The 22,540-nt window shown below is 63.6% G+C and carries 19 protein-coding genes; 7 read left to right on the forward strand and 12 right to left on the reverse strand.

Annotated features, from left to right (window positions below):
- Positions 1-129: 129 nt before the first annotated feature.
- Positions 130-420: a DUF3820 family protein gene (locus tag ACW4TB_RS12890; protein WP_455842990.1), complete on the forward strand. Its 291-nt coding sequence runs from the start codon at positions 130-132 to the stop codon at positions 418-420.
- A 109-nt stretch (positions 421-529) separates the two neighbouring features.
- Here ACW4TB_RS12890 and ACW4TB_RS12895 read toward each other — a convergent pair whose 3' ends face one another.
- The 3 genes from ACW4TB_RS12895 to ptsP are packed head-to-tail and all read right to left on the reverse strand — an operon-like array spanning position 530 to position 6,066.
- Entirely contained in the window at positions 530-2,269 is a 1,740-nt protein-coding gene (locus tag ACW4TB_RS12895) for a PTS fructose-like transporter subunit IIB (RefSeq protein ID WP_279930577.1), read from the reverse strand.
- Positions 2,266-3,213, reverse strand: coding sequence for a 1-phosphofructokinase (pfkB, locus tag ACW4TB_RS12900; RefSeq protein WP_279930575.1), 948 nt, complete (start codon positions 3,211-3,213; stop codon positions 2,266-2,268). Before pfkB ends, ACW4TB_RS12895 begins: the two co-directional genes overlap by 4 nt.
- Positions 3,214-6,066, reverse strand: a complete 2,853-nt coding sequence (gene ptsP, locus ACW4TB_RS12905; RefSeq protein WP_279930572.1) for a phosphoenolpyruvate--protein phosphotransferase — start codon at positions 6,064-6,066, stop codon at positions 3,214-3,216. It abuts the gene before it with no gap.
- Positions 6,067-6,362: 296 nt separating this feature from the next.
- Here ptsP and cra point away from each other — a divergent pair, with 296 nt between their 5' ends.
- Together cra and ACW4TB_RS12915 are read left to right on the forward strand one after the other, a co-directional pair.
- Complete coding sequence (gene cra / locus ACW4TB_RS12910) at positions 6,363-7,358, forward strand: catabolite repressor/activator (RefSeq protein ID WP_012316208.1); 996 nt, start codon at positions 6,363-6,365, stop codon at positions 7,356-7,358.
- Positions 7,359-7,360: 2 nt separating this feature from the next.
- Positions 7,361-8,137: a TatD family hydrolase gene (locus ACW4TB_RS12915; RefSeq protein ID WP_254466494.1), complete on the forward strand. Its 777-nt coding sequence runs from the start codon at positions 7,361-7,363 to the stop codon at positions 8,135-8,137.
- A 6-nt stretch (positions 8,138-8,143) separates the two neighbouring features.
- On the opposite strand, the gene ACW4TB_RS12920 is transcribed toward ACW4TB_RS12915, so the two are convergent.
- From ACW4TB_RS12920 to ACW4TB_RS12935, 4 genes are all read right to left on the reverse strand, one after another.
- Positions 8,144-10,156, reverse strand: coding sequence for a methyl-accepting chemotaxis protein (locus ACW4TB_RS12920; RefSeq protein WP_279930569.1), 2,013 nt, complete (start codon positions 10,154-10,156; stop codon positions 8,144-8,146).
- Between the two features lie 102 nt (positions 10,157-10,258).
- Positions 10,259-11,089 carry a regulatory signaling modulator protein AmpE gene (gene ampE / locus ACW4TB_RS12925; protein ID WP_279930567.1) on the reverse strand — a complete coding sequence of 277 codons (831 nt, stop codon included), beginning with the start codon at positions 11,087-11,089 and terminating at the stop codon, positions 10,259-10,261.
- The gene (gene ampD / locus ACW4TB_RS12930; protein ID WP_455842995.1) at positions 11,086-11,652 is read right to left on the reverse strand and encodes a 1,6-anhydro-N-acetylmuramyl-L-alanine amidase AmpD; all 567 of its coding nucleotides are present in this window, start codon (positions 11,650-11,652) and stop codon (positions 11,086-11,088) included. The genes ampE and ampD overlap by 4 nt, the downstream gene beginning before the upstream one ends.
- Positions 11,653-11,743: 91 nt before the next feature.
- Positions 11,744-13,909, reverse strand: a complete 2,166-nt coding sequence (locus ACW4TB_RS12935) for a DUF1631 domain-containing protein (protein WP_279930564.1) — start codon at positions 13,907-13,909, stop codon at positions 11,744-11,746.
- Between the two features lie 243 nt (positions 13,910-14,152).
- Here ACW4TB_RS12935 and nadC point away from each other — a divergent pair, with 243 nt between their 5' ends.
- Positions 14,153-15,001 carry a carboxylating nicotinate-nucleotide diphosphorylase gene (nadC, locus tag ACW4TB_RS12940; RefSeq protein WP_204918865.1) on the forward strand — a complete coding sequence of 283 codons (849 nt, stop codon included), beginning with the start codon at positions 14,153-14,155 and terminating at the stop codon, positions 14,999-15,001.
- A 73-nt stretch (positions 15,002-15,074) separates the two neighbouring features.
- Here the strand turns inward: nadC and trxB are convergent, their stop codons facing one another.
- Entirely contained in the window at positions 15,075-16,037 is a 963-nt protein-coding gene (gene trxB, locus ACW4TB_RS12945) for a thioredoxin-disulfide reductase (protein ID WP_003247318.1), read from the reverse strand.
- A 330-nt stretch (positions 16,038-16,367) separates the two neighbouring features.
- On the opposite strand from trxB, the gene cysZ reads away from it, so the two are divergent.
- Positions 16,368-17,096, forward strand: coding sequence for a sulfate transporter CysZ (gene cysZ, locus ACW4TB_RS12950; RefSeq protein WP_012316215.1), 729 nt, complete (start codon positions 16,368-16,370; stop codon positions 17,094-17,096).
- A gap of 102 nt (positions 17,097-17,198) precedes the next feature.
- Here the strand turns inward: cysZ and ACW4TB_RS12955 are convergent, their stop codons facing one another.
- Positions 17,199-18,515 (reverse strand): methyl-accepting chemotaxis protein, encoded by a 1,317-nt coding sequence (locus ACW4TB_RS12955; protein WP_279930557.1) that lies wholly within the window; start codon positions 18,513-18,515, stop codon positions 17,199-17,201.
- Between the two features lie 174 nt (positions 18,516-18,689).
- Between ACW4TB_RS12955 and ACW4TB_RS12960 the strand changes: the two genes are divergently transcribed.
- Positions 18,690-19,904 (forward strand): glycosyltransferase family 4 protein, encoded by a 1,215-nt coding sequence (locus tag ACW4TB_RS12960; RefSeq protein ID WP_012316217.1) that lies wholly within the window; start codon positions 18,690-18,692, stop codon positions 19,902-19,904.
- Here ACW4TB_RS12960 and ACW4TB_RS12965 read toward each other — a convergent pair.
- The 3 genes from ACW4TB_RS12965 to ACW4TB_RS12975 form a co-directional block, all read right to left on the reverse strand.
- Positions 19,873-20,976 carry an NADH:flavin oxidoreductase gene (locus ACW4TB_RS12965; RefSeq protein ID WP_279930554.1) on the reverse strand — a complete coding sequence of 368 codons (1,104 nt, stop codon included), beginning with the start codon at positions 20,974-20,976 and terminating at the stop codon, positions 19,873-19,875. The two genes, ACW4TB_RS12960 and ACW4TB_RS12965, sit on opposite strands and share 32 nt — an antisense overlap.
- Positions 20,977-21,101: 125 nt before the next feature.
- The gene (locus ACW4TB_RS12970) at positions 21,102-21,584 is read right to left on the reverse strand and encodes a glutathione peroxidase (protein ID WP_012316219.1); all 483 of its coding nucleotides are present in this window, start codon (positions 21,582-21,584) and stop codon (positions 21,102-21,104) included.
- Between the two features lie 142 nt (positions 21,585-21,726).
- Positions 21,727-22,212, reverse strand: coding sequence for an FKBP-type peptidyl-prolyl cis-trans isomerase (locus ACW4TB_RS12975; protein ID WP_012316220.1), 486 nt, complete (start codon positions 22,210-22,212; stop codon positions 21,727-21,729).
- On the opposite strand from ACW4TB_RS12975, the gene ACW4TB_RS12980 reads away from it, so the two are divergent.
- A complete protein-coding gene (locus ACW4TB_RS12980) occupies positions 22,211-22,513 on the forward strand; it encodes a DUF3565 domain-containing protein (RefSeq protein ID WP_279930552.1) in 303 nt (100 codons plus the stop codon). The two genes, ACW4TB_RS12975 and ACW4TB_RS12980, sit on opposite strands and share 2 nt — an antisense overlap.
- Positions 22,514-22,540 lie beyond the last annotated feature (27 nt).

A 22,540-nucleotide genomic window follows, 5' to 3' on the forward strand; every position in this document is an offset into this window, starting at 1 on the left:
TGAAACTCCTTGGCAGGTAATAGTCATGTAAACAGGAGCAGCCTTCGTGCCAAGCCGCGCAATAAGTAAAAACACTTAAAAAACAAGAAGTTATAGGCAAGTATAAAACACTGAAAAACGGCGTTATGCATGATTGCCGCTTGGGCGCTCGTGCAGATTGCAGTATGGTCGGCGCACTTCCACTGCCAGGCACTGCCGATGAAACCGGAAACCCTTGAACTGCTGGTAATCCGCACCATGCCCTTCGGCAAATACCAAGGCCGGATAATTGCCGACCTGCCGGGTGACTACCTGGCATGGTTTGCGCGCAAGGGGTTTCCGGCGGGTGAGCTGGGTGGGTTGCTGGCGTTGATGCACGAGGTCGATCACAACGGCCTGGGGGATCTGCTGGTGCCGTTGCGGCAAAAGCATCGGCGCTGAGCCGGTTGCGGACTACCGCCGGCTCCACAGGTACACCCTTGGCCTTGAGAGCAGTGGCGTACCTGGGGGAGCCGACTTGCCAGCGACCAGAGCAGGATGATCGAACGTCCTAGCCCTTGGCCGGCGCCACGACCATTTCCACACGCTCGCTCTTCTTGATCAGCGCATACACCACCGCTGTCAGCAGGCTACCCGCGACAATGGCCAGCAGGTACAGCAGCGCATGGTTGATCGCATTGGGAATCAGCAGCACGAACAGCCCGCCATGGGGCGCCATCAGCTTGCAACCGAAGTACATCGACAGCGCGCCGGTCAAGGCGCCGCCAGCGATACTTGCCGGGATGACCCGCAGCGGGTCTTTGGCGGCGAACGGGATGGCGCCTTCGGAAATGAAGCACAAACCCAGCACCAGAGCGGCCTTGCCAGCCTCGCGCTCGCTCTGGGCGAACTTGCGACGGGCCAGGAACGTGGCGATACCAAGGCCGATCGGCGGCACCATACCCGCTGCCATGGTCGCCGCCATCGGCGCGTAGCTCGAGGATGCCAGCAGCCCTACCGAAAAGGCATAGGCCGCCTTGTTGATCGGGCCGCCCAGGTCGATGCACATCATGCCGCCGAGCAGCAGCCCGAGGAGGATGGCGTTGGTGGTGCCCATGCTGTCGAGAAACTGCGTCAGGCCTTCGAGCATAGCGGCCACCGGCTGGCCGACCACGTAGATCATCACCAGGCCTGTGAACAGGCTCGCCAGCAGCGGAATGATCAGGATCGGTTTGAGCGCATCGAGGCTGCTCGGCAGGCGTGCCCAGCGCGCGATGGCTTTGGCGCTGTAACCGGCGAGGAAGCCGGCAACGATACCGCCGATGAATCCGGCGCCCAGAGTGCTGGCCAGCAGGCCGCCGATCATGCCGGGCGCCAGGCCCGGGCGGTCGGCGATGGACCAGGCAATGTACCCCGCCAGCAACGGCACCATCAGTTTGAATGCGGCCTCGCCGCCGATCTGCATCAATGCAGCCGGCAGGGTGCCCGGTTCCTTGTAGGCTTCGATGCCGAAGACGAACGACAGGGCGATCAGCAAGCCGCCTGCCACCACCATCGGCAGCATGAAGGAAACACCTGTCAGCAAGTGTTTATAAACACCGGTTTTCTCGGCCTTGCCGGCACTTGAAGCGGCTGCAGCGTCACCAGCGCTTTCCACCTTGGCCTCGGCAAGGGCCTTGTCCAGCGTGGCGCGGGCCTGCTTGAGGGCAATGCCGGTACCACAGCGGTAGATACGCTTGCCGGCAAAACGGGCGGTGGGCACTTCGATATCGGCAGCCAGCAGCACCACGTCGGCGTCGGCAATGGCCTGGGCCGACAACGGGTTACGGGCGCCGACCGAGCCTTGGGTTTCTACCGTAAGTTGATAGCCAAGCTGTTGCGCTGCCTGCTGCAGGGCCTCGGCGGCCATGAACGTGTGCGCCACGCCAGTCGGGCAGGCGGTTACCGCGACGAGCTTGGCCCCAGCAGTGGCCAGGGGCTGTTCGGCTTGATGAGCATCGGCCTGTACCTGGGCATTTGCGGCCGCCTCGTCGAGGAAACCTTCACGGTCGGCCAGCGCTTGCGCCGGTGTGCTCTGGAACAAACGCTTGCCCGCGAAGCGGGCCAGGTCAACCGGCCCGGTGCTGACAACCAGCACCCAGTCGGCATCAGCGATCTGCGCGGCGCTCAGCTGGCGGTCGGGGTGTTCGGCATCCTGCACTTCCACGCAGGTTTTCCAGCCGCGGCGCTGGGCGGCAGCGGCCAGCAGGCGCGCACTCAGCACGCTGGATACCTGGCCGTTGGGGCAGGCGGTGACAATGGCAATGTTCATCGGCGAGCCTCTTGTTGTTCTGTCAGTTGCACGGCGGCCTCCAGGCGCGCCAGTTGCTCGCGGTCACGGATACCGAAGCCGACCTGGGTCACGGCCTGGGCGGCGATGGCCGTGGCGCGGCGCAGGGTTTGCGCAGGCGCTTCAGCCAGCAGTAAGCCGTGAACCATGCCGGCCACCAGCGAGTCGCCCGCCCCCACCGTACTGGCAACCGGCACCTGCGGCGGCTGGGCGTGCAGCGTGTGGCCAGCTGTAAACCAGCTGACGCCTTGCTCCCCCGCCGACACCACCACGTGCTCGACACCCGTGGCCAGCAGTCGTTGGGCGGCAGCCTGCTGTTCGGCGGCGCTGTTCACGTCAAGGCCAAGCACTTCGCCCAGCTCTTCGGTGTTCGGCTTGACCAGCCAGGGGGCGCTCTGCAGGCCTGCGCGCAGGGCCGCACCGCTGCTGTCGAGGGCAACCCTCAGGCCTTGGCCTTTGAGCTGTTCGAGCAACCGGGCGAACCAGTCCGGGCTGATACCGCGTGGCAGGCTCCCAGCCACCACCACGGCGTCATGCCCGGGGGCGACCTGTTCAAGCAGGCGCATCAGGGCCTCACACGCGGCCTCATCGACCTGCGGGCCTTGCCCATTGATGTCGGTCACCCGGCCATCAGCCTCGACCAGTTTGAGGTTGCTGCGCGTCTCACCCGGCACACGGACGAAGCAATCGGCAAAGCCGCGCCATTCGATCAACGCCTCGAACGGTTGCAGGTTGTCCTGGCCAAGGAAACCACCGACGGTCACGCTGTGCCCCAGGTCGGCCAGTACCTGGGCCACGTTCAGCCCTTTGCCGGCGGCATGGCTGTGCTGGTCCTGGGCGCGGTTGACGTGGCCGAGGCGCAGGGCGTCGAGGCTTACGGTGATGTCCAGCGCCGGGTTCAGGGTCAGGGTAAGGATCTTGGCCATTCAGTAACGCTCCACCAGCGCGCGAACCGCTGCGGCGCTGTCTTGTTGCAGGGCCTCGCGCGCCAGGGCGCGGGCCGTCTGATGATCGGCCTGGCGAACCAGGGCCTTGACTTCGGCAACGCTGCGGGCGGCCACGCTCAGCTCGTCCACGTCCAGGCCCAGCAGCACCGCCACCGCCTGCGGGTCCGCGGCCAGTTCACCGCACACCCCTACCCACTTGCCCTCGGCATGGGCAGCGCGCACGGTCATGTCGATCAGGCTCAACACTGCCGGGTGCAGGCCGTCGGCCTGGGCCGACAGGCTGGGGTGGCCACGGTCGATGGCCAAGGTGTACTGGGTGAGGTCATTGGTGCCGATACTGAAAAAGTCCACTTCGCGGGCCAGTTGTGGCGCCAGCAAGGCGGCGGACGGCACTTCGACCATGATGCCCAGTTGCAGGTCGGCTACCGGAATTTCTTCACGCAGGCGCTCGACCATCGCCCTCGCTTCCCGCCACTCATGCACCTGGCCGACCATCGGGAACATGATGCGCAACGGGCGCTGATCAGCGGCGCGCAGCAGGGCTCGGAGCTGGTCTTCCATGATCTGCGGGCGCTGCAAGGTCAGGCGCACGCCACGCACACCGAGGAACGGGTTTTCTTCGGCTGCGATCGGCCAGTAGGGCAACGGTTTGTCCCCACCCACATCGAGGGTGCGCACGACCAGTGGCCGCCCGCCCAGCCCATCGAGCACACGGCGGTATTCGGCTTCCTGGGTGGCGACATCCGGCGCCTGCGAGTGGGCCATGAAGATCAGCTCGGTGCGCAGCAGGCCGACACCTTCGGCGCCTTGCTCCACCACCTTGTCGATGCCGCCGCTCTGGCCGATGTTGGCGAATACTTCGACGGCATGGCCATCGCGGGTTACCGCTGGCTCATGACGGTTGGCCCAGGCTGCTTGCAGACGCTGCTCGCGCAGGTCACGCTCGGCCAGCGCACGTTGCAACTCATCAGCTGGCGGGGCGACGCTGACTACGCCTCGCTGGCCATCGAGCAACAGCGGCGTACCAGGTTCAAGGAGCAGAATCGCCGCCCCCGCGCCGACCACGGCCGGGATGCCCAAGGCCCGCGCAACGATCGCGCTGTGCGCGGTTGCGCCGCCATGGGCAGTGACGATACCGGCGACCCGCGCCGGGTCCAGGCGGGCAACATCAGAGGGGCCGACCTCGCCCATCACCAGCACGTAAGGTTGCTCAGGCTCGGCCTGCGTCTGCACACCGCACAGCTGCGCCAACACCCGGCGGCCGATGTCGCGCAGGTCGGCAGCACGCTCGGCGAGCAGCGCATCATGCAATGCCTCCTGTTGGCGGGCCGCCGCTTCGATCACGGCCATCCACGCGGCGGCGGCGCTTTCACCCTGGGCCAGACGCAGTTCTACATCGTCGGCCAGTGCAGGGTCGGCGAGCATTTCCTGATGGGTGACGAAGATCTCGCCGACGGCCTTGTCGCTGCGCTGCACCAAGGCCTGCAACTCGGCGTTCACTGTATCCAGTGCCCGGCCCAGCTTGACCCGCTCCTGCGCTGGCGATTCGCCACGCAGCGGATAATCGATGTCACGCTCGACGCAGACATGGGCGGGCCCACTGGCAATGCCGGGGGCCGCAGCCACGGCCTGGATACGGCTACCGGCAGCCGGCGCCTGCAACACCTCGACGGGCGCTGGGCTCACCGCGGCCGCAGTTTTCGGCAATGGCTCAACGTCCTCACCCAAGCCCTGCTCGATTGCCGCCAGCAGTACCGGCAAGGCATCACCGGCAATAGACGGCTCGGCCAGCAGCTCCAGTTCCTGGCCACGGCGCGCGCCAAGGCTGAGCAGCTTGCTCAAACTCTTGACCGAAACCGCAGGTTGCGCGCTGTCCAGCACACGCAGGCGGATTTCGCCCTCGAAACCCTTGGCCAGCTGCGCCAGGATTTTTGCCGGGCGCGCGTGCAGGCCATGTGGGTTGGCCAGCACGATACGAGCGCTGGGCCAGTCGGGAGCGGTCTCACCACCGAGCACCTCAAGTACCGCGCGGCTGCTGGTGGCCTGGTAAAGCGTTTGCCCGCGCCCCTCGATCAGCACCTCGCACAGGCGCTCGAGCAGCGCCTGGTGGGCAGCGCCGAGGCTGGCCAGACAAAACAGACCATTGAGTGGCTGGTCGCGGTAGCGCAGCGGCTGCTGCGGGGTGACGAAGGCCAAGCCTGGCTGACGTACCTGTCGCTCGCTGTGCAGCCACCAGAGCCCCTCGCCCAGAGGCAAGGGCTCGGCCTGCTGCAGTACCGCGGCAAAACCATTGTCGACACACCCGGCACGCTGCAACAGGCGGGCACCGCGCCAGGCCAACTCGTCGAAATCTTCGGCAGGCAGGTTCAGGCTGACCAGCTGCGCATCCAGCGCCAGCGCCTGGGGTGCGCCCTGCAGCAGCTTGAGCAGCGCCTCTGCGGAACTGGCACGGCGCAGGGCTTCGGCCAGGTCGGTCTCGCCCAGGGCACGGGTCAGCAACTGCAGCAAACGCAGGTGCTCGTCGGAGCGTGCGGCAATGCCGATGGCCAAGTAGACGATCTGGCCGTCACCCCAGTCCACGCCTTCAGGAAACTGCAGCACACGCACGCCAGTGGCATACACCAGGTCGCGGGTCTGCGGCGTGCCGTGGGGGATGGCGATGCCTTGGCCAAGGAATGTGGAACCTTGCGCTTCGCGCGCCTGCAGGCCCTGCAGATACCCTTCGGCGACCAGGCCGTCAGCGACCAGCCGATCCGCCAGCAGGCGCAGGGCCTGGGCTTTGTCGGCGGCCGTCTGGCCCATGGCTATCTGCTCTTTGGCGAGCTCGAGCATGACCTTCTCCTTTTGCAGCCCCTGCGCGCACTTTTGCACCGGGTACTGAGGTATTGTTGTGAAATTCACGTATTCAGCCAGTCAACGGCCTTGCACGAGCGGCAGGGAAGGCAGAAAAATTAATAGCTGAAACGTTTAATCTGACCAAGCGGCCACGTTACTCGATAATCTTCCAGGGAAAAAGCCCCATCCTGTCGGACAATTGCGACAATGGTCGTCTGCGCGTGGCGACCAGCCCGGGTCAAACTGCCCGGTCTGGTTGTATAGCCCGCCCCGGTAATAACAAGGAAAATTCGGTGAAACTCAGCGATATCGCCCGTCTGGCTGGTGTGTCCGTGACCACTGCCAGCTACGTCATCAATGGCAAGGCCGAACAGCAGCGCATCAGCAACAGCACCGTCGAGCGGGTGCGTGCGGTGGTCGAGGCCCACGGCTTCACGCCCAACCCCCAAGCTGCGGGCCTGCGCAGCCGGCATACCCGCACCTTGGGCTTCATTCTGCCGGACCTGGAAAACCCCAGCTACGCGCGCATTGCCAAGCAGCTGGAGCAAGGCGCCCGCGCCCGTGGCTATCAACTGCTGATCGCCAGCAGCGATGATAGGCCCGACAGTGAGCGCCAACTGCAGCAGCTTTTCCGGGCCCGGCGTTGCGATGCCCTGTTCGTCGCCAGTTGCCTGCCCCCCGAAGATGACAGCTACCGTGAACTGCAGGACAAGGGCCTGCCGGTGATCGCCATCGACCGGCGCCTGAACCCGGCACATTTTTGTTCGGTCATCAGCGATGATCGCGATGCCAGCCGCCAGTTGGCCGATAGCCTGCTGGCCACGGCACCGCGCAGCATCGCGCTGATCGGCGCGCGCCCGGAGCTGTCGGTCAGCCAGGCCCGCGCAGGCGGCTTCGACGAAGCCATGCAGGGTTTTGCCGGGGACGTGCGCCGTTATCAAGGCGAGGCATTCAGCCGCGAATGCGGCCAGCGCTTGATGCAGCAGTTGATCGACGAGCTGGGCGGCCTGCCGGATGCCTTGGTCACGACGTCCTACGTGCTGCTGCAAGGCGTGTTCGACACCCTGCAGGCGCGCCCGGCCGATTCGCGCCTGCTGCACCTGGGCACCTTCGGTGACAACCAGTTGCTCGATTTTCTGCCCCTGCCGGTCAACGCCATGGCCCAGCAACATGGCCTGATTGCCGCCACCGCCCTGGAACTGGCCCTGGCGGCCATCGAGGATAAGCGTTACGAACCTGGCGTGCATGCCATCGGCCGAACCTTCAAGCAACGTATTACTGTGGCCTGAACATGCGCCTGATCGACACTCACACCCACCTTGACTTCCCCGACTTCGATGCCGACCGCACGCGCCTGATGGCTAATGCGGCAGGGCGTGGGGTGGAGCGCATGGTAGTGCTGGGGGTTTATCAGGCCAATTTCCAGCGGGTGTGGGACCTGGCCTGCAGCGATGAGCGCGTGCGCGCAGCGCTTGGGCTGCATCCGATCTACCTGGAGCAGCATCGCCCCGAGCACCTGGTGCAGTTGCGCCAATGGCTTGAACGCCTGCATGGCGATCCGCGGCTGTGCGCCGTGGGCGAGTTCGGCCTGGACTACTACGTCGAAACGCTGGACAAGGCGCGCCAGCAATCGCTGTTCGAAGGGCAATTGCAGCTGGCCTGTGACTTCGAACTGCCCGCCCTGCTCCACGTGCGCCGCAGCCATGCCCAGGTGATTGCCACACTCAAGCGCTACAAGCCGGCGCGGGCCGGGATCATCCACGCGTTCGCGGGCAGCTATGAAGAGGCGCGCGAATACATCAAGCTCGGTTTCCGGCTTGGGCTGGGTGGTGCCGGTACCTGGCCTCAAGCAGTGCGCTTGCGCAAGACCCTGCCGCGCCTGCCGCTGGAAAGCATCGTGCTGGAAACTGACGCCCCGGACATGGCCCCGGCGATGTTTGCCGGTGAGCGAAACAGCCCGGAGCATCTACCGGAGATTGCCGGGGCATTGGCCGAGGTAATCGGCATTGATGTGCAAGTGTTGGCCGAGACCAGCAGCAAGAATGCCTGTGAGCTGTTTGGCTGGTAGTACTGGCTAAACCCTGAACGCCCCGATCAACCGTTTCAATTCCACCACCTGCTCCGACAATGCCCGGCTGGCATCTTCGGTCTGGCAAGCCCCCAGCGAGGTGTCCTGTGCCGCCTGGTTGATCGCCACGATGTTCTGGTCGATGTCATGGGCCACCGCCGTCTGCTGCTCTACCGCCGCCGCTATCTGCTGGTTCTGCTCGACAATGCCGCCAACCGCGCCAAGGATGTTGCCCAGCGCCTGCTGCACCTGGCGAGCCTCCTCGACCGTGCCCGCAGCCATCTGATGGCTACTGCCCATGGCGCGAACCGCTGCCCCGACGCCGTCCTGCAAACGCTGGATCATCTGCGCTATCTGCGCAGTGGAGTCCTGGGTACGCTTGGCCAAGGTGCGCACTTCATCAGCGACCACGGCAAACCCCCGCCCTTGCTCACCGGCCCGGGCTGCCTCGATTGCAGCGTTGAGTGCCAACAGGTTGGTCTGCTCGGCGATACTGCGGATCACCTCAAGAACCTGGCTGATCGCCTGGCTGTCATCAGCGAGCTGGTTGATCGCCAACACGGTCTGGTCGATTTCGGCTGCCAGCCGGCCAATGCTGCCCTGCTGCTCTTGCACCAACGTGCGCCCATTGGCACTTTCGTGGTTGACCTGCTGCGCACCATCGGCAGCCAATGCAGCGCTGCGCGCAACTTCCTGCGCAGTGGCGCTCATCTGGTTCATCGCCGTGGCGACCTGCTCGATCTGTTCACGCTGGCCGCTGACTGACTGGCTGCTGCGTGCCGATACCGCCAGTACCTGCCCCGCCTGCACTTCGACCGCCACAACGGTGTGGCCGACCTGCTCGATCAGGCAACGGATACGGCGCACGGTTTCGCTGAAACCCTGCGCCAGTTCGCCCAGTTCGTCGCGGCTGTGGGCCTTGAAACTGACCGTCATGTCACCGGCCGCCACCTTGTCCATCGCGCCCCCCAGCTTGCGCAGCGTCGTGCGGGTCGAGACATAGAAGCCGCCGTAAAGGTAAAGGATCAGCGCGAAAACGCCCGTCAGCACGGCCACCAAGGCGACCATGCGCAGGCGCTGCTGACCAAGGCGCTCCTGCAACTGCAGGTGCAGATGCCCAAGGACTTCCTCGTTCAGTTGGTAAGTGTGAGCCATCAGCTCACTCACCTGTTGATAGAAGGCGGGCCAAGGCGCATCCAGGGTTTCAGCAACCACCACACGTTCCTCGAACAATGCGGCGGCTTGTTTGACGGAAGCTTTGCTGGCCTGCGCCGCGGCTATCATGTCCGTGGCGACGCCAAGGTCACTGGCCAAGGCTTCATCCACCCGCATGCCATAGTCTGCCGCCAAACGCTCCAGGCGCTGCAGCAGGTCTTCGAAGCGGACGCTGCCGGCCGAGTCGATGAACCCTCGGCCAAGCGCGATGGCACCCATCGTCCTGCCCTCGCCCAAGGCCAGGGTCACCTGGGCGGTGGCAGTGCCAAGCAGTTCGCTCAACTGACGCACCGAAACCTGGCTGTCCTGGCTCAGGCCGGACTGGCTGGCCACCAGTTTGCTCAGCACCTGTGCTTGAGCCAGCAGCTTGTCGAACAGGGCGACCTTGGCCTGCAAAGACGTTTCGGCCTGGGCGCTGGCAAAAGCGTCAGCCAGCTCGTCGAGCTTGGCCTGGGGAACCGCCTCATGGCCCTGCAGGGCCTGCATCTGAGCCCGGATATTGTCCTGCAACGCAGCGATGCGCGACTCCAGGTCGCCGGCCTGGCCCGACTGCCCGAGCACGGCATTGATCTGCATGAGGTTGCCGAGGGCTTCCAGGTCGGTGCGCAATGCCAAGCTGCCGCTAAGCGGGGTAATACCCTGCATTTGGGCACGGGTTGCCTGAAATTGCTGATAGGCGTCGCGCACCAGGTAGCTGCTGGTGGCGAGCATGGGCAGGAAGAACAGGGCGCTGATGAGGCTGAACTTCTGGCCGAAGCTCAGCCGGTTCATCAGTGCGATTGCCGGGTAGAGCAGACGCTTCACGGGGCACCTCCTTGAATTCTTGTTGTTCTGCGAGGGGTAGCACTAGGCCACCTGTATAGCGCAGATCGAACCGGAGGTTTGTAACTTAAGGTTAACCGGCGCTCAGACCAGCACCGTCCACAACGCAAAGCCCGCATACCACAGCACCGCACAGCGCAGCAGCAGCTCCCACAGGCTATCGAGCCTAGCCAGACCGCGCTGGCTGTCCTCTTGGTCGGGAATGTCATCGGCAACCCGCCCGACCCTGGCCACCAGGTGACCGGCGCTGATGTGCCAGTTGAGCAGTTCGTGCAGCATCACGCGGGTCACTGCGACGAAATTGCCGACGAGGGCGAAACTCAGGGCCAACACGCGCACCGGAAGCCAGTCCATGATGTGCCGCAGCTGCTCGGCCCGGGCCTTGAGTGCAGGTTGGCAACTGTTATCGCCTGTCAGCGCCAGCAGGCGATAGGCCAGCGCCGCCCCGGGGCCGAGCACGAAGTACCAGAAGATCACGGCGAAGAAACTCTGATAGGCCTGCCACAACAGGTAGCCTTGCACGCGCACCAGCAAAGCCTGGGGTTCATCAGCTACCAGGCCCAGGTCGCGCTCGGCCACATGCAGCGCGGCCTGGTCGTCGCCGCGCCGCCAGGCATCGCGAAACGGCCCAAGGGCGGCCTTGGCATCGCCACGGCCGAGGCTGTAGATCAGCACCAGCAGGTGCACCGGCAGGGCCAGCAAACCATAGGCCACCGGGTCGAGCACGTGCAGCAGCAACACCAGCACTGCCACGGGTGCAAGCACCAGGATGGCCAGGCTCCACCAGGGATGCACCCTCCTGCTGCGCTCCAGGCGCACCAGCTCGCCCAGGAAGAAGCCATCGCGCTGTACCTGATGGCGCAGGGCGGAGAACTTCTCGACCCACAACGCCAGTATCAACACCAGAAAACTCATGCCTTGTCCTCGTTGTCCTGCATGGCTGTGCGGTAACGCTGCCAGTCGAATGCCGGGCCGGGGTCGGTCTTGCGCTGCGGGGCAATGTCGCTATGGCCCTGGATCCGGCCCAGGCCGATCGCGGGCCAGGCCGCCTGAATCTGCCGGGTGAGTTGCGTCAGCACACTGTACTGGGCGTCGCTGTAGGGTAGATCGTCGGTACCTTCCAGCTCGATACCGATGGAAAAGTCGTTACAGCCTTCTCGCCCGTCAAAACAGGACACTCCAGCATGCCAGGCACGGTCGAGCAACGACACGAACTGGGTCACTGCACCGTCGCGTTCCACGAACAGGTGTGCTGATACCGTCAGGTGGCTGATGCTGGCAAAGTAGGGATGTTCGCTGGGGTCCAGGCGGTTCTGGAAGAATTGCTGGACTTTGCCGCTGCCGAAGCAGGCCGGCGGCAGGCTGATGTTATGGATCACCAGCAGGGAAATCGATTCGCCCTCCGGTCGCGCGTTGAAGTTCGGCGAAGGGCAGTGGGTGATTCCGTTTCCGTGGAACCAGCCGGTGGCACGGTCCAATTGCATGGGGCAGTTCCTGAAGAACGCTGGGTACAGAGGCGCAGTATGCCCTGCCAGTATCGCGCTTTGCATGTGAATCTGCAGCAGCAGGTCAATGAACCTGCTGCTGGCGCAAGGTTTCCAGCACGGTCTCCAGCGCCCGCTCGAACAGCAGGCCATCATCCAGCAGCCGCACCTCACCAAGGCGCAGTGCTTGGGCGAGGCCCAACATGTTCCACTCGCGGACCTTCATCCCGGTGCGGTTGGCGAATACCAGGCGGTCACTGCTGTCGATACGCGCCACCAGTTTGCAGCGCAACGGCTCGTCATCGTCGAGCACTTCTATCCAGGTGCCGATGCGCAGGCGCTGTACCGCACGTAGCTGTGCGGCTTGCTCGTCGTGCTGGTGCAGCGGCGCACAAGCGGGCTCTTCGGCCATGGCCAGCACGATGTCCTCCCCCACCAGCACTTCGGCCAGAGCCTGATCGCCTGGAGTAGGAGGTAGCTCGCCCCCTGCGCAGGCACGCAGATGCAGTAACTCGAGTTGCTGGAAAAAGTCGCGAGTCGCCTGCGAGTCCAGCGCCACGCCGGCCAAACCCTCGCGCAATGCCTTGAGCAGGCCGGGCACTTGCTGCAGCAGGGCCTGCGGATCCCGCCGGGGGATGATGCTGGCTAGCAGCGTGTCCATGGTCGCAAGGGCGTTGATCCACGCCGAAGAGCCCTCACCCTGTTTGAGCCATGCCAGCAGCAGCACCTGGCTCCAGGCTTGCACCAGCATCTGCACGACCGCTTGAGGCAGCACCCGACCGCGCAAGCGCTGGTTGAGTACCTGTTGCACCTGCTGGCGCGCCTGCACGGCCCGCGCACGCCCTTCTTCGGCATCGCGGGTGCGTTGCTCGAGCAGTTCGTTGCGCCGCCGTTCATCCTGGCTGAAGGCCATGAAGTCCTCCAGCAGTTCGGCGAACAGGGCCGAGTCCTCGGTGAAGTCGTTGAGCAAACGCTGGACGATGCGCCCTACCCGCAGGTGCAGGCTGTCACGCAGGCCTTCGCTACCAGTCTCCCAGCCGATCGAGGCGGCAGCGATCTCATTGAGCAAGCGCCGGGCAGGATGGCTGGCGCGGCTGAACAGCCCTTTGTCGAGCAATGCCACCTTGAGCAACGGGATGTGCAGGCGGGCAATCAGCGCCCGCAGGCTGTGCGGCAGGTTGTCATCGGCCTGGATGTAGTCGAACAGCAGGCCGATCAGGTTGATCATGTCTATGTCGGCCGTGGCAATACGCCGGCGGGTGCCACTACGCACGCTGACCCGCAACAGCAACTGTTCGAGCTGCTGGCCAAGGTCGAAATCGTCTTCATCGAAGGTGGCCGGCACATAGTGCTGCAAATGCGTGAGCAGGCGCAGCAGGTCGGCGGTGCTTATCGGCTGGGCTGTGGCAATAGATTGCAAGCGTGGCGCGATCCTGCCGCGGGCCGGTGCCAGCAGCCCTTGCACCGAGGTGAAGAAAGCCTGGCCGGCACTGTCCGCGCCGGCGGCCTCGTCAGGCCCCAGGCTGGCCGGCATCCGCCGCGAGCTCAGGCGACAGTCCTCGGCACGCCGGCGCGGCGCAGGCGGTAGCTCTGCCAGCACGCCGGCAGCAGCCAGCAACTGGTTGGCTTCGCCATAGAGCACGTCGGTATCACGCAGCACGTAACGTTCGAACAACTTCAGCAGGACCAGTTTGACCCGCAGGCCAACACCCAGGTTACGCCCGGCATCAAGGAAGTAGCCACACAATGCGCCAGGCGCTAGGGGGCTTTTTTGCAGGTCCAGTGTACATTCGAGCAGCGCCTGCAAACGCAGGTTCAACTGCTCCAGGGCAATTCCGTCGCGCGACAGAACGCGCGCAACCATACCCTCTACGGTCGCTGCCCGCTCCTGTTGCGCCTTGTTTTTCGGGTGATCGGTAATGGCCACGAAGCCCAGTGGCTCGGCCTCGCCTATGCGGGCGAACCTCTCGTAGAACGTGTCGAGAAAGCCGCGCTCGATGCTCTTGCGCTTGAGGCGCAAGTCGCGCATGGCCTCGAAATACAGGTTCTGATCGAAACGGTCAGCAGCCTTCTCGGCCATTTCAAAGAGCGTATCGTCAGCGTTGTCGAACAAGGCCTGCAAGCCTTGGCGCAATTGCAGGGCCGCCTTGTCGCGCACCTGCAGCAACAGCATCGGCAGGCAAGGCAAGGGCGTGCGCGCACCTCGATCGATGGCGGCCGCCAGGGGCACCACCTTGCCTTCTTTATGCATCCCGAACTCCTTGCTGGGCGACGTGTTCGATAAAAATGGATAATCGTCAAAGCTATGACGCCAAATACTGGGCGCCATTATCGGTAAAAATGCCGATGCCTGCCAGCACCTCTTCACCCGCCGGTAAATGACTGTATTTTTTGCCAAATGCTCACTCGGCCTGACCAAAGGTCAGGTGCAAGGCGGCTGTAAACAGAGCCCCCCTGCCCTATAATCGCCGGCAACTAGCTTGTGGAGCCGACCATGCCGAACCTACGCCTTGCCGACCTGACCGCCGAGATCGAAGCCAACGTGCGCCGCGCGCTGCTGGAGGACATCGGCAGCGGCGACATCACCGCGCAGCTGATTCCGGCCGAGCGCCTGGCCAAGGCCACCATCATCACCCGCGAAGATTGCGTGATTGCCGGCACCGCCTGGGTCGATGCCGTGTTCCGTCAACTCGACCCGCGTGTGGCGGTGCACTGGCAGGTGGCCGATGGTGACCGCGCCACGGCCAACCAGGTGCTGTTCCACCTCGAAGGCCCGGCACGTTCACTGCTCAGCGGCGAGCGCAGTGCGCTGAACTTCCTGCAGATGCTGTCGGGCGTGGCTACACGTGCGCGCGCGCTCGCCGACCTGGTCGAAGGCACCCAGGTGCAACTGCTCGACACCCGCAAGACCCTGCCCGGCCTGCGCTTGGCGCAAAAATATGCGGTGACCTGCGGCGGCTGCCACAACCACCGCATCGGCCTGTTCGATGCCTTCCTGATCAAGGAAAACCATATTGCCGCCAGCGGCGGTGTGCCCGAAGCAGTAGCGGCAGCCCACCGCATTGCTCCGGGCAAGCCGGTGGAAATCGAGGTAGAGAGCCTGGATGAACTACGCCAAGCGTTGAGCGCCGGTGCCGACATCATCATGCTCGACGAGCTGAGCCTGGACGAAATGGGCGAAGCAGTGCGCATTACCGCTGGCAAAGCCAAGCTCGAGGCCAGTGGCGGGGTGACCGAAAGCACCCTGCGGGTGATTGCCGAGACTGGCGTGGACTACATCTCCATTGGTGCGATGACCAAGGATGTGAAGGCCGTCGACCTGTCGATGCGCCTGAGCCTCTGAAGGGGGCGAAACCTGCACAAAACCCAAGACACAAAAAAACCGGCCAGATGGCCGGTTTTTTGTGCGCTGCGGATCAGAACGAGGCGTTGGCCAGGCCGTCCAGGTAGCGCTCGACATCCAGTGCCGCCATGCAGCCGGCACCGGCAGAGGTGATCGCCTGGCGGTAAACGTGGTCAGCCACGTCGCCTGCGGCAAACACACCTTCAACATTGGTAGCGGTAGCGTTGCCTTCACGGCCGCCGTTGACTACCAGGTAGCCGTCCTTCAGGGTGAGCTGGCCTTCGAACAGCGAGGTGTTCGGCGTGTGGCCGATGGCGATGAACACACCGTCGACCTTGATTTCGTCGCTGCTACCATCGTTGTTCTTCAGGCGCGCACCGGTCACGCCCATGTTGTCACCCAGCACTTCGTCCAGCGTAGCGTTGAGCTTGAGCTCGATCTTGCCTTCGGCGACACGGGCGTTGAGCTTGTCGACCAGGATTTTCTCGGCGCGGAAGGTTTCGCGGCGGTGCACCAAGGTTACCTTGCTGGCGATGTTGGCCAGGTACAGCGCCTCTTCGACGGCAGTGTTGCCGCCGCCGACCACAGCCACCGGCTTGTTGCGATAGAAGAAGCCATCGCAGGTAGCGCAGGCCGACACACCCTTGCCCATGAAGGTTTCTTCCGACGGCAGGCCCAGGTAACGCGCGCTGGCGCCTGTGGCGATGATCAGCGCGTCGCAGGTGTACTTGCCGCTGTCACCCTGCAGAGTGAAGGGCTTGTTGGCCAGATCGACGGCGTTGATGTGGTCGAAGACGATCTCGGTCTCGAAACGCTCGGCGTGTTCCTGCATGCGTTGCATCAGCGCCGGGCCAGTCAGGCCATGGGGGTCGCCCGGCCAGTTGTCGACTTCGGTGGTGGTGGTCAGTTGGCCACCGGCCTGCATGCCGGTGATCAAAAGCGGCTTGAGGTTGGCGCGGGCGGCGTACACCGCGGCGCTGTAACCGGCAGGGCCGGAACCGAGGATGATGACGCGCGAATGACGTACTTCAGACATGTCGAACTCCTGTCGAGCGGGCCTCAGGGGCCGGCATCGGTATACCGGCTGCGCCAGCTGGAAATTAAAAAGGACCCACGCAGCACTTGGGGAAGGCTACAACGCGCAGGTCCAAAACCTGAAAGTTGAGCGCACTGTAGCGAGGTGGCAGAGATTAAGGAAATATCCTTCGACAATCCACCTCATAGGCATCCTCTATACGTCAATTTCTCCTGTGGAAAAGGCCATGGTGCTTTTGTTACAGGCAGTTTCCCATACGCTGCCCGCCTTTCGTCGGCGCGGCAAAGCCGGTAAGGTCAGCGCGTTTTCCCTTCTCTGCGGAGCGTCTCGATGCAAGCCCCTGTCCTCTCTGGCCCCCAGTACCTGCGCGAAGGCCTGAAACTGGTGCTCAGCCCCAATCTGCGGTTGTTCGTGCTGCTGCCGTTGGCGATCAACCTGCTGCTGTTCGGCGGCATGATCTACTTCGCCGGCCACCAGTTCGGCCTTTGGCTCGATGCCCTGATGCCAACCCTGCCAGACTGGCTGAGCTTCCTCAGCTACATACTCTGGCCGCTTTTCGTCGCCTTGCTGGTGTTGATGGTGTTCTTCACCTTTACCCTGGTGGCCAACATCATCGCCGCGCCTTTCAATGGTTTTCTGGCCGAAAAGGTCGAGGTGGTGGTACGTGGCGAGGACAACTTCCCGGCGTTCAGCTGGGGCGAGCTGGTGGCGATGGTGCCACGCACCTTCGGCCGCGAAATGCGCAAGCTCGGCTACTTCCTGCCACGGGCCATCGCGCTGTTCATCCTCTCGTTCATCCCGGTGGTGAACGTGATCGCAGCACCGCTGTGGCTGATCTTCGGTGTGTGGATGATGGCCATCCAGTACATCGACTACCCGGCGGACAACAACAAGATGAGCTGGCAGGACATGCTCGCCTGGCTGCGCCAGAAGCGCTGGCAGAGCCTGGGCTTTGGCGGCATCACCTACCTGGCGCTGATGGTGCCGGTGGTGAACGTGCTGATGATGCCGGCTGCGGTGGCAGGGGCCACGCTGTTCTGGGTACGCGAGCGCAACTGATCCGGGGCCGGCATGCACGGCCCGCCGTAGGAGCGGCCTTGTGTCGCGAAAGGGCCGCAACGCGGCCCCAGCAACATGTGCATCACCGCCGAATCCAGGGCCTTACTGCCCCAACCGGCTGGAAAACTGCCCGACCGCATCCACAACTTTCTTCGCCCCTTCCTGAATCTCGACGATCACCCCACCAGTATCAGCCGCCAGCGCCAGCCCCTGTTCGGCCTGGCGCTTGCTGGTATCGATGATGTCCACGGCCGCCTGGGCCAGCTGCTCGTTCTGCTGCACCACCTTGGCGATCTCTTCGGTGGCGGTACTGGTACGTGAAGCCAGCTGGCGCACTTCGTCGGCAACCACGGCAAAGCCACGGCCCTGCTCACCCGCCCGGGCGGCCTCGATGGCCGCATTGAGCGCCAGCAGGTTGGTCTGGCCGGCAATGTCGCTGATGGTCTTGATGATCGCGCCGATCACCTTCGATTGTTTGTCCAGCGCCTGGATGCCTTCGGCGGCTTCCTGCATCGACCCTTCCAGCCCACGCATCACCTCGACGGTCTGGGTCACCACATCGGTGGCCTTTTGCGCACTGTTGTCGGTTTCCAGCGAGGTGTTGTAGGCGATGTCTGCCGCCTGCGCCACGGCCTGCTCCTGATTGACCTGGTCGGTGATCACGGTGGCGAACTTCACCACCTTGTACAGCACATCATGGGCATCGATGATCGGGTTGTAGGACGCCTCCAGCCACACCGTACGGCCATGGGCATCGATCCGTTTGAACCGATCGGCCACGTACTCACCGCGGCGCAGCTTGTCCCAGAACGCCTGATAGCCCGCCGAGTTGGCTTCTTCCGGTTCGCAGAACATGCGGTGATGCTTGCCGCGAACCTGCTCCAGGCTGTAACCCACCGTTTGCAGAAAGCGGTCATTGGCAGTCAGCACCTGGCCGTCGAGGGTGAATTCGATCACCGCAGTGGAGCGCATCAGTGCCTTGATCAGGCTTTCATGTTCGCGCGAGGTCTCGATGGTGCGGGTCAGGTCGCTGGAGTGCATGGAGAAATGCCTGATGCGCCCGTCACTGCCCTTGACCGGCTGCAGGATCGAACGCAACCAGGCTTCTTCGCCGTTGCCACGCAACAACCGGAAAGCACCGTTGAGGTGTTCGCCGCGGCTGATGGCGCTTTTCATGCGCCGGTAGAAATCGAGCGTCTTCACGTGTTCCGGCACGATGTCTTCGATACTGCGCCCGATCAGTTGCTCGCTACGGTACAGCATCTCTTTCTCGAAGTTGCCGTTGACCAGCTCGATACGCCCTTGGGGGTCGAGCTGGAGCACCAGCATTTCGCTGTCCAGGCTGTTCTTGATCTGCTCGATGGAATGAAGCTCCTCGCGCAGTTGCTGGATTTCTTTTTTGAGCTTGCTGTTGAACATCACCGCTCCCGGAGCGCGTCACCTGATCGAATGCATCTTCATCGGCTGCCTGGAGGGGCTCTTGAGTACTACCCAAGGAAATATTCATCCCGCTGAAGCTGCCGGCAATCAGGCGTCATCGGCGCGTCACAAGGCTGTCACATGAGCGCAACGCAGCAAGCGGACACTTTTTTCATGAACACACCTGCCCTGCGCATCACCCTAGTCAGCGAAACCTTCCCACCCGAAATCAACGGCGTGGCCAATACGCTCGGCCGACTTGGCGATGGCTTGCGACAGCGTGGCCACCAGGTGGAGATCGTACGGCCACGCCAGGCCGGCGAATTGCCTGCAGGTGACGATCAGAACCTGTTGCTGTGCCGCGGTTGGGGCCTGCCGGGCTACCCAGGGCTGCAATGGGGCGAAGTGTCGATGCACAAGCTGTTGAGGCGCTGGCGCCGGCAGCGCCCGGATGTGCTGTACATTGCCACAGAAGGCCCATTGGGGCTCAGCGCATTACGCGCTGCCAGGCGCCTGGGCGTGGCAGTGGTCAGTGGTTTCCATACCAATTTCCCGCAGTACTGCGGCCGGTATGGCCTTGGCCTGCTGGCGCGGCTGCTTACCCATTACCTGCGCTGGTTCCACCGACGCACCGCCGCCACCTTGGTACCCAGCGCTAGCCAGAAGCTTGAACTGGAACGGCGTGGCTTCGAACGCCTTGCGTTGATGGCCCGTGGCGTCGACGCCTGCCTGTTCAACCCGGCCAGGCGCAGGCAGGCGTTGCGTGATACTTGGGGGTTGGGTCCTGAAGACATCGCCGTACTGCACGTCGGGCGCCTGGCAGCGGAAAAGAATCTGGGGCTGCTAGGCCCATCTCTGGACGCCCTGAAGAAGACTTATCCACACAAGCGGCTGCGCTTGATCGTGGTTGGTGACGGCCCGCAGCGTGCCGCGCTCGAACAGCAATTGCCAGATGCCATGTTCTGTGGTGCCCAGCGGGGTGAATCACTGGCCGAGCACTATGCCAGCGGTGACCTGTTCCTGTTCCCCAGTATGACCGAGACCTTTGGCAATGTAGTGCTCGAAGCCATGGCCTCGGGGCTGGCGGTAGTTGCGTATGATGAAGCCGCTGCCGCCCAGCATATCCGCCACGGGCACAGCGGCGCCCTGGCCATGCCCGGTGATCAGGTGGCGTTCATCGATGCGGCCTGCTGGCTGCTCGAAGAAAGCGAAACCCTGCGCCGGGTGCGTCTCAATGCCCGCCAGCATGCCAGCCGCCAAGGCTGGCCGGCGATCATCGAGCAATTCGAGACGCACCTTTACAGCGCTTGCCTGGCGGAGCCTGCGGGTACCGAGCCTGCACGCACCGCCCTGGCGGTCAAGCCAAGGTCGACAGCGCCTCGCGGCTGAACGGCAGCACCTGCGCTTCTCGGCCTTCGCGAACCTTCTGCGCCCATTCGGCATCCACCAGCAGTGCCCGGCCTACGGCCACCAGGTCAAATTCCTCATCACCCAAGCGACGCAGCAAACCTTCGAGGCTGGCGGGCTTGGCCACCTTGTCGGTATCGACCATGAACTGCAGGAACTCGCCATCAAGCCCGACGCTGCCCACGGTAATGGTCGGTTTGCCAGTCAGCTTGCGTGTCCAACCGGCCAGGTTGAGCTCGGAACCATCGAACTCCGGCTCCCAGAACCGTCGCGTCGAGCAGTGAAAAATATCCACCCCAGCATCGGACAGAGGTCTGAGGAAAGCGGCCAGCGCCTCGGGTGTTTCAACCAGGCGAGCGTTGTAATCCTGCTGTTTCCATTGGGAAAAGCGGAAGATGATCGGGAAGTCAGGACCCACAGCTGCCCGCACGGCCTGGATCAGCTCGATGGCAAAGCGCGAGCGGCCCGCCAGGTCGCCGCCGTACTCATCTTCGCGACGGTTGCTGGCTGCCCAGAAGAACTGGTCGATCAGATAGCCGTGGGCGCCATGTATCTCCACACCGTCCATGCCGATGGCCTGGGCATCGCGTGCTGCTGCGGCAAACGCGGCGATCACCTCACGGATATCGCCGTGTGTCATGCCGTGCACCAGCACCTGGCCATCTTTGACCTTTTCGCTTGGCCCATAGCCCGGCACTCCGGCGTCCGGCTCGGTGCCCAGGCGGCGTACCGCACCCACATGCCACAGCTGCGGGACGATACGCCCACCTTCTGCATGGACAGCATCGACTACACGCTTCCAACCGGCCAAGGCATCTTCCCCATGGAAACGCGGAACATTGGCATAGCCGTTGGCGGCCTTATGCGCAACCGTGGTGCCTTCGGTGATGATCAGGCCGACACCTGCGGCGGCGCGGCGGCGGTAGTACTCGACCACCCCCTCGTGCGGTACACCGCCAGGGCAGAAGGTACGGGTCATCGGCGCCATCACGACACGAGTCGGCAGCTCGAGCGCGCCGAGAGTGAAAGGCTTGAACAGAGGGTTGGTGGACATGGGGCGCTTCCGTCTGGGGTGAGGAAATGCGCCTGAGATTAGGGCCAGTGGAAGGCGTGGCCCAGCATTATTGATCGGGGTGATTCTGCGGTATCGCTGGGGGCGCGAAGCGGCCCCAGGGATATTCAGCCCAACGCTTTCTCGATGGCTTGCACCACGGCTGGATCATCCGGCGCTGTACGCGGCGCGAAGCGCGCCAGCACCCGCCCGTCCTTGCCCACCAGAAACTTCTCGAAGTTCCAGCTGATATCGCCGGGAAACTCCGCGCCCTCACCCGCCAGCAGGCGGTACAGCGAATGGCGTTGCGGCCCGTTGACCTCGAGCTTCGCCCCCAGCGGGAAGCTCACCCCATAGTTGAGGCTGCAGAACTCCTGGATTTCCTTCTCGCTGCCGGGCTCTTGGCCTGCGAACTGGTTGCAGGGCAGGCCAAGCACGTTGAAGCCTTTACCCTTGAACTGCTGTTGCAGCTTTTCCAGCGAAGCGTATTGCGGCGTCAGGCCACACTTGGAGGCGACATTGACCACCAGCACTACCTGGCCCTTGAACGGTGCCAAAGGCAGGTCCTGGCCGTTCAGCGCCTTCAACGTCAGGTCGTGAAATGCACTCATGATGAATCCCCTCTCAGGTTCCCGGTTGCCGCTGGGGCGAACAGCGCCCACTAAAAAGGCGCTCATTCAAGCCGTGCACCTCCCCGGGAGGTATGTCGGCTTGTCCGAGCGCCTGGCGACTTTCTGAGCTTAGCGCAGAAAATCAGTGGTGATGGCCACCTTCACCGTGGACGTGACGGTGAGCGATTTCTTCTTCGCTGGCATCACGCACGTTGACGACCTTGACCTGGAAGGTCAGACGCTGGCCAGCCAGCGGGTGGTTGCCGTCGACAGTCACGTCGTCGCCGTCCAGGTCACGGATGGTGACGATCTGCATCTGGCCGTCCGGTGCCGAAGCGTGGAACTGCATGCCTACTTCCAGCTCGTCGACACCCTCGAACATGCTGCGGTTCAGGGTGCTGACCAGCTCGGCCAGGTACTCGCCGTAGGCCTCTTCAGGCTCGATGCTGACGTTCAGTTCGTCGCCAGCCTGTTTGCCTTCCAGGGCTTTTTCCAGGCCCGGGATGATGTTGGCGTGACCGTGCAGGTAGACCAGCGGCGCGCCACCGGCGGAGCTGTCGATGGTCTCCCCGGCGTCGTTGGTCAGGGTATAGTCGATGGAGACTGCCTTGTTGGCGGCGATCAGCATGGGGCAAGACCTTTTGCAAAAGAATGTAGAGCGCACAAGTGTAACCAACGCATCGCCCGATTGCGAACGCAGCACGGCTGCGGGGAGACCCATCAGTCGGATCATCGGCTTTCACCAGGACATCGAAGGCCACTGGGTGGTCGACCTGTCCTGCGGCCACACCCAGCACCTGCGCCACCAGCCACCGTGGCAGGCGCGCCCGTGGGTGCTTGATCCCCAGCAGCGTGCGCAGCACATTGGCCAGGCTTTCGCCTGTGGTTGGTGTGCACAAGAGGCCGATAGCGATACCCTTGGTCGTTGATTCCTTGCAACGCTTATTCCGAGAAGC

Source organism: Lelliottia jeotgali, from assembly GCF_977070485.1.

Coding starts and splice junctions, on each gene's coding strand:
- ACW4TB_RS12890 (WP_455842990.1), top strand. CDS start 130: ATGATTGCCGCTTGGGCGCTCGTGCAGATTGCAGTATGGTCGGCGCAC.
- ACW4TB_RS12895 (WP_279930577.1), bottom strand. CDS start 2,269: ATGAACATTGCCATTGTCACCGCCTGCCCCAACGGCCAGGTATCCAGC.
- pfkB (WP_279930575.1), bottom strand. CDS start 3,213: ATGGCCAAGATCCTTACCCTGACCCTGAACCCGGCGCTGGACATCACC.
- ptsP (WP_279930572.1), bottom strand. CDS start 6,066: ATGCTCGAGCTCGCCAAAGAGCAGATAGCCATGGGCCAGACGGCCGCC.
- ACW4TB_RS12915 (WP_254466494.1), top strand. CDS start 7,361: ATGCGCCTGATCGACACTCACACCCACCTTGACTTCCCCGACTTCGAT.
- ampE (WP_279930567.1), bottom strand. CDS start 11,089: ATGAGTTTTCTGGTGTTGATACTGGCGTTGTGGGTCGAGAAGTTCTCC.
- ACW4TB_RS12935 (WP_279930564.1), bottom strand. CDS start 13,909: ATGCATAAAGAAGGCAAGGTGGTGCCCCTGGCGGCCGCCATCGATCGA.
- nadC (WP_204918865.1), top strand. CDS start 14,153: ATGCCGAACCTACGCCTTGCCGACCTGACCGCCGAGATCGAAGCCAAC.
- trxB (WP_003247318.1), bottom strand. CDS start 16,037: ATGTCTGAAGTACGTCATTCGCGCGTCATCATCCTCGGTTCCGGCCCT.
- cysZ (WP_012316215.1), top strand. CDS start 16,368: ATGCAAGCCCCTGTCCTCTCTGGCCCCCAGTACCTGCGCGAAGGCCTG.
- ACW4TB_RS12955 (WP_279930557.1), bottom strand. CDS start 18,515: ATGTTCAACAGCAAGCTCAAAAAAGAAATCCAGCAACTGCGCGAGGAG.
- ACW4TB_RS12960 (WP_012316217.1), top strand. CDS start 18,690: ATGAACACACCTGCCCTGCGCATCACCCTAGTCAGCGAAACCTTCCCA.
- ACW4TB_RS12965 (WP_279930554.1), bottom strand. CDS start 20,976: ATGTCCACCAACCCTCTGTTCAAGCCTTTCACTCTCGGCGCGCTCGAG.
- ACW4TB_RS12970 (WP_012316219.1), bottom strand. CDS start 21,584: ATGAGTGCATTTCACGACCTGACGTTGAAGGCGCTGAACGGCCAGGAC.
- ACW4TB_RS12980 (WP_279930552.1), top strand. CDS start 22,211: ATGGGGCAAGACCTTTTGCAAAAGAATGTAGAGCGCACAAGTGTAACC.
- ACW4TB_RS12975 (WP_012316220.1), bottom strand. CDS start 22,212: ATGCTGATCGCCGCCAACAAGGCAGTCTCCATCGACTATACCCTGACC.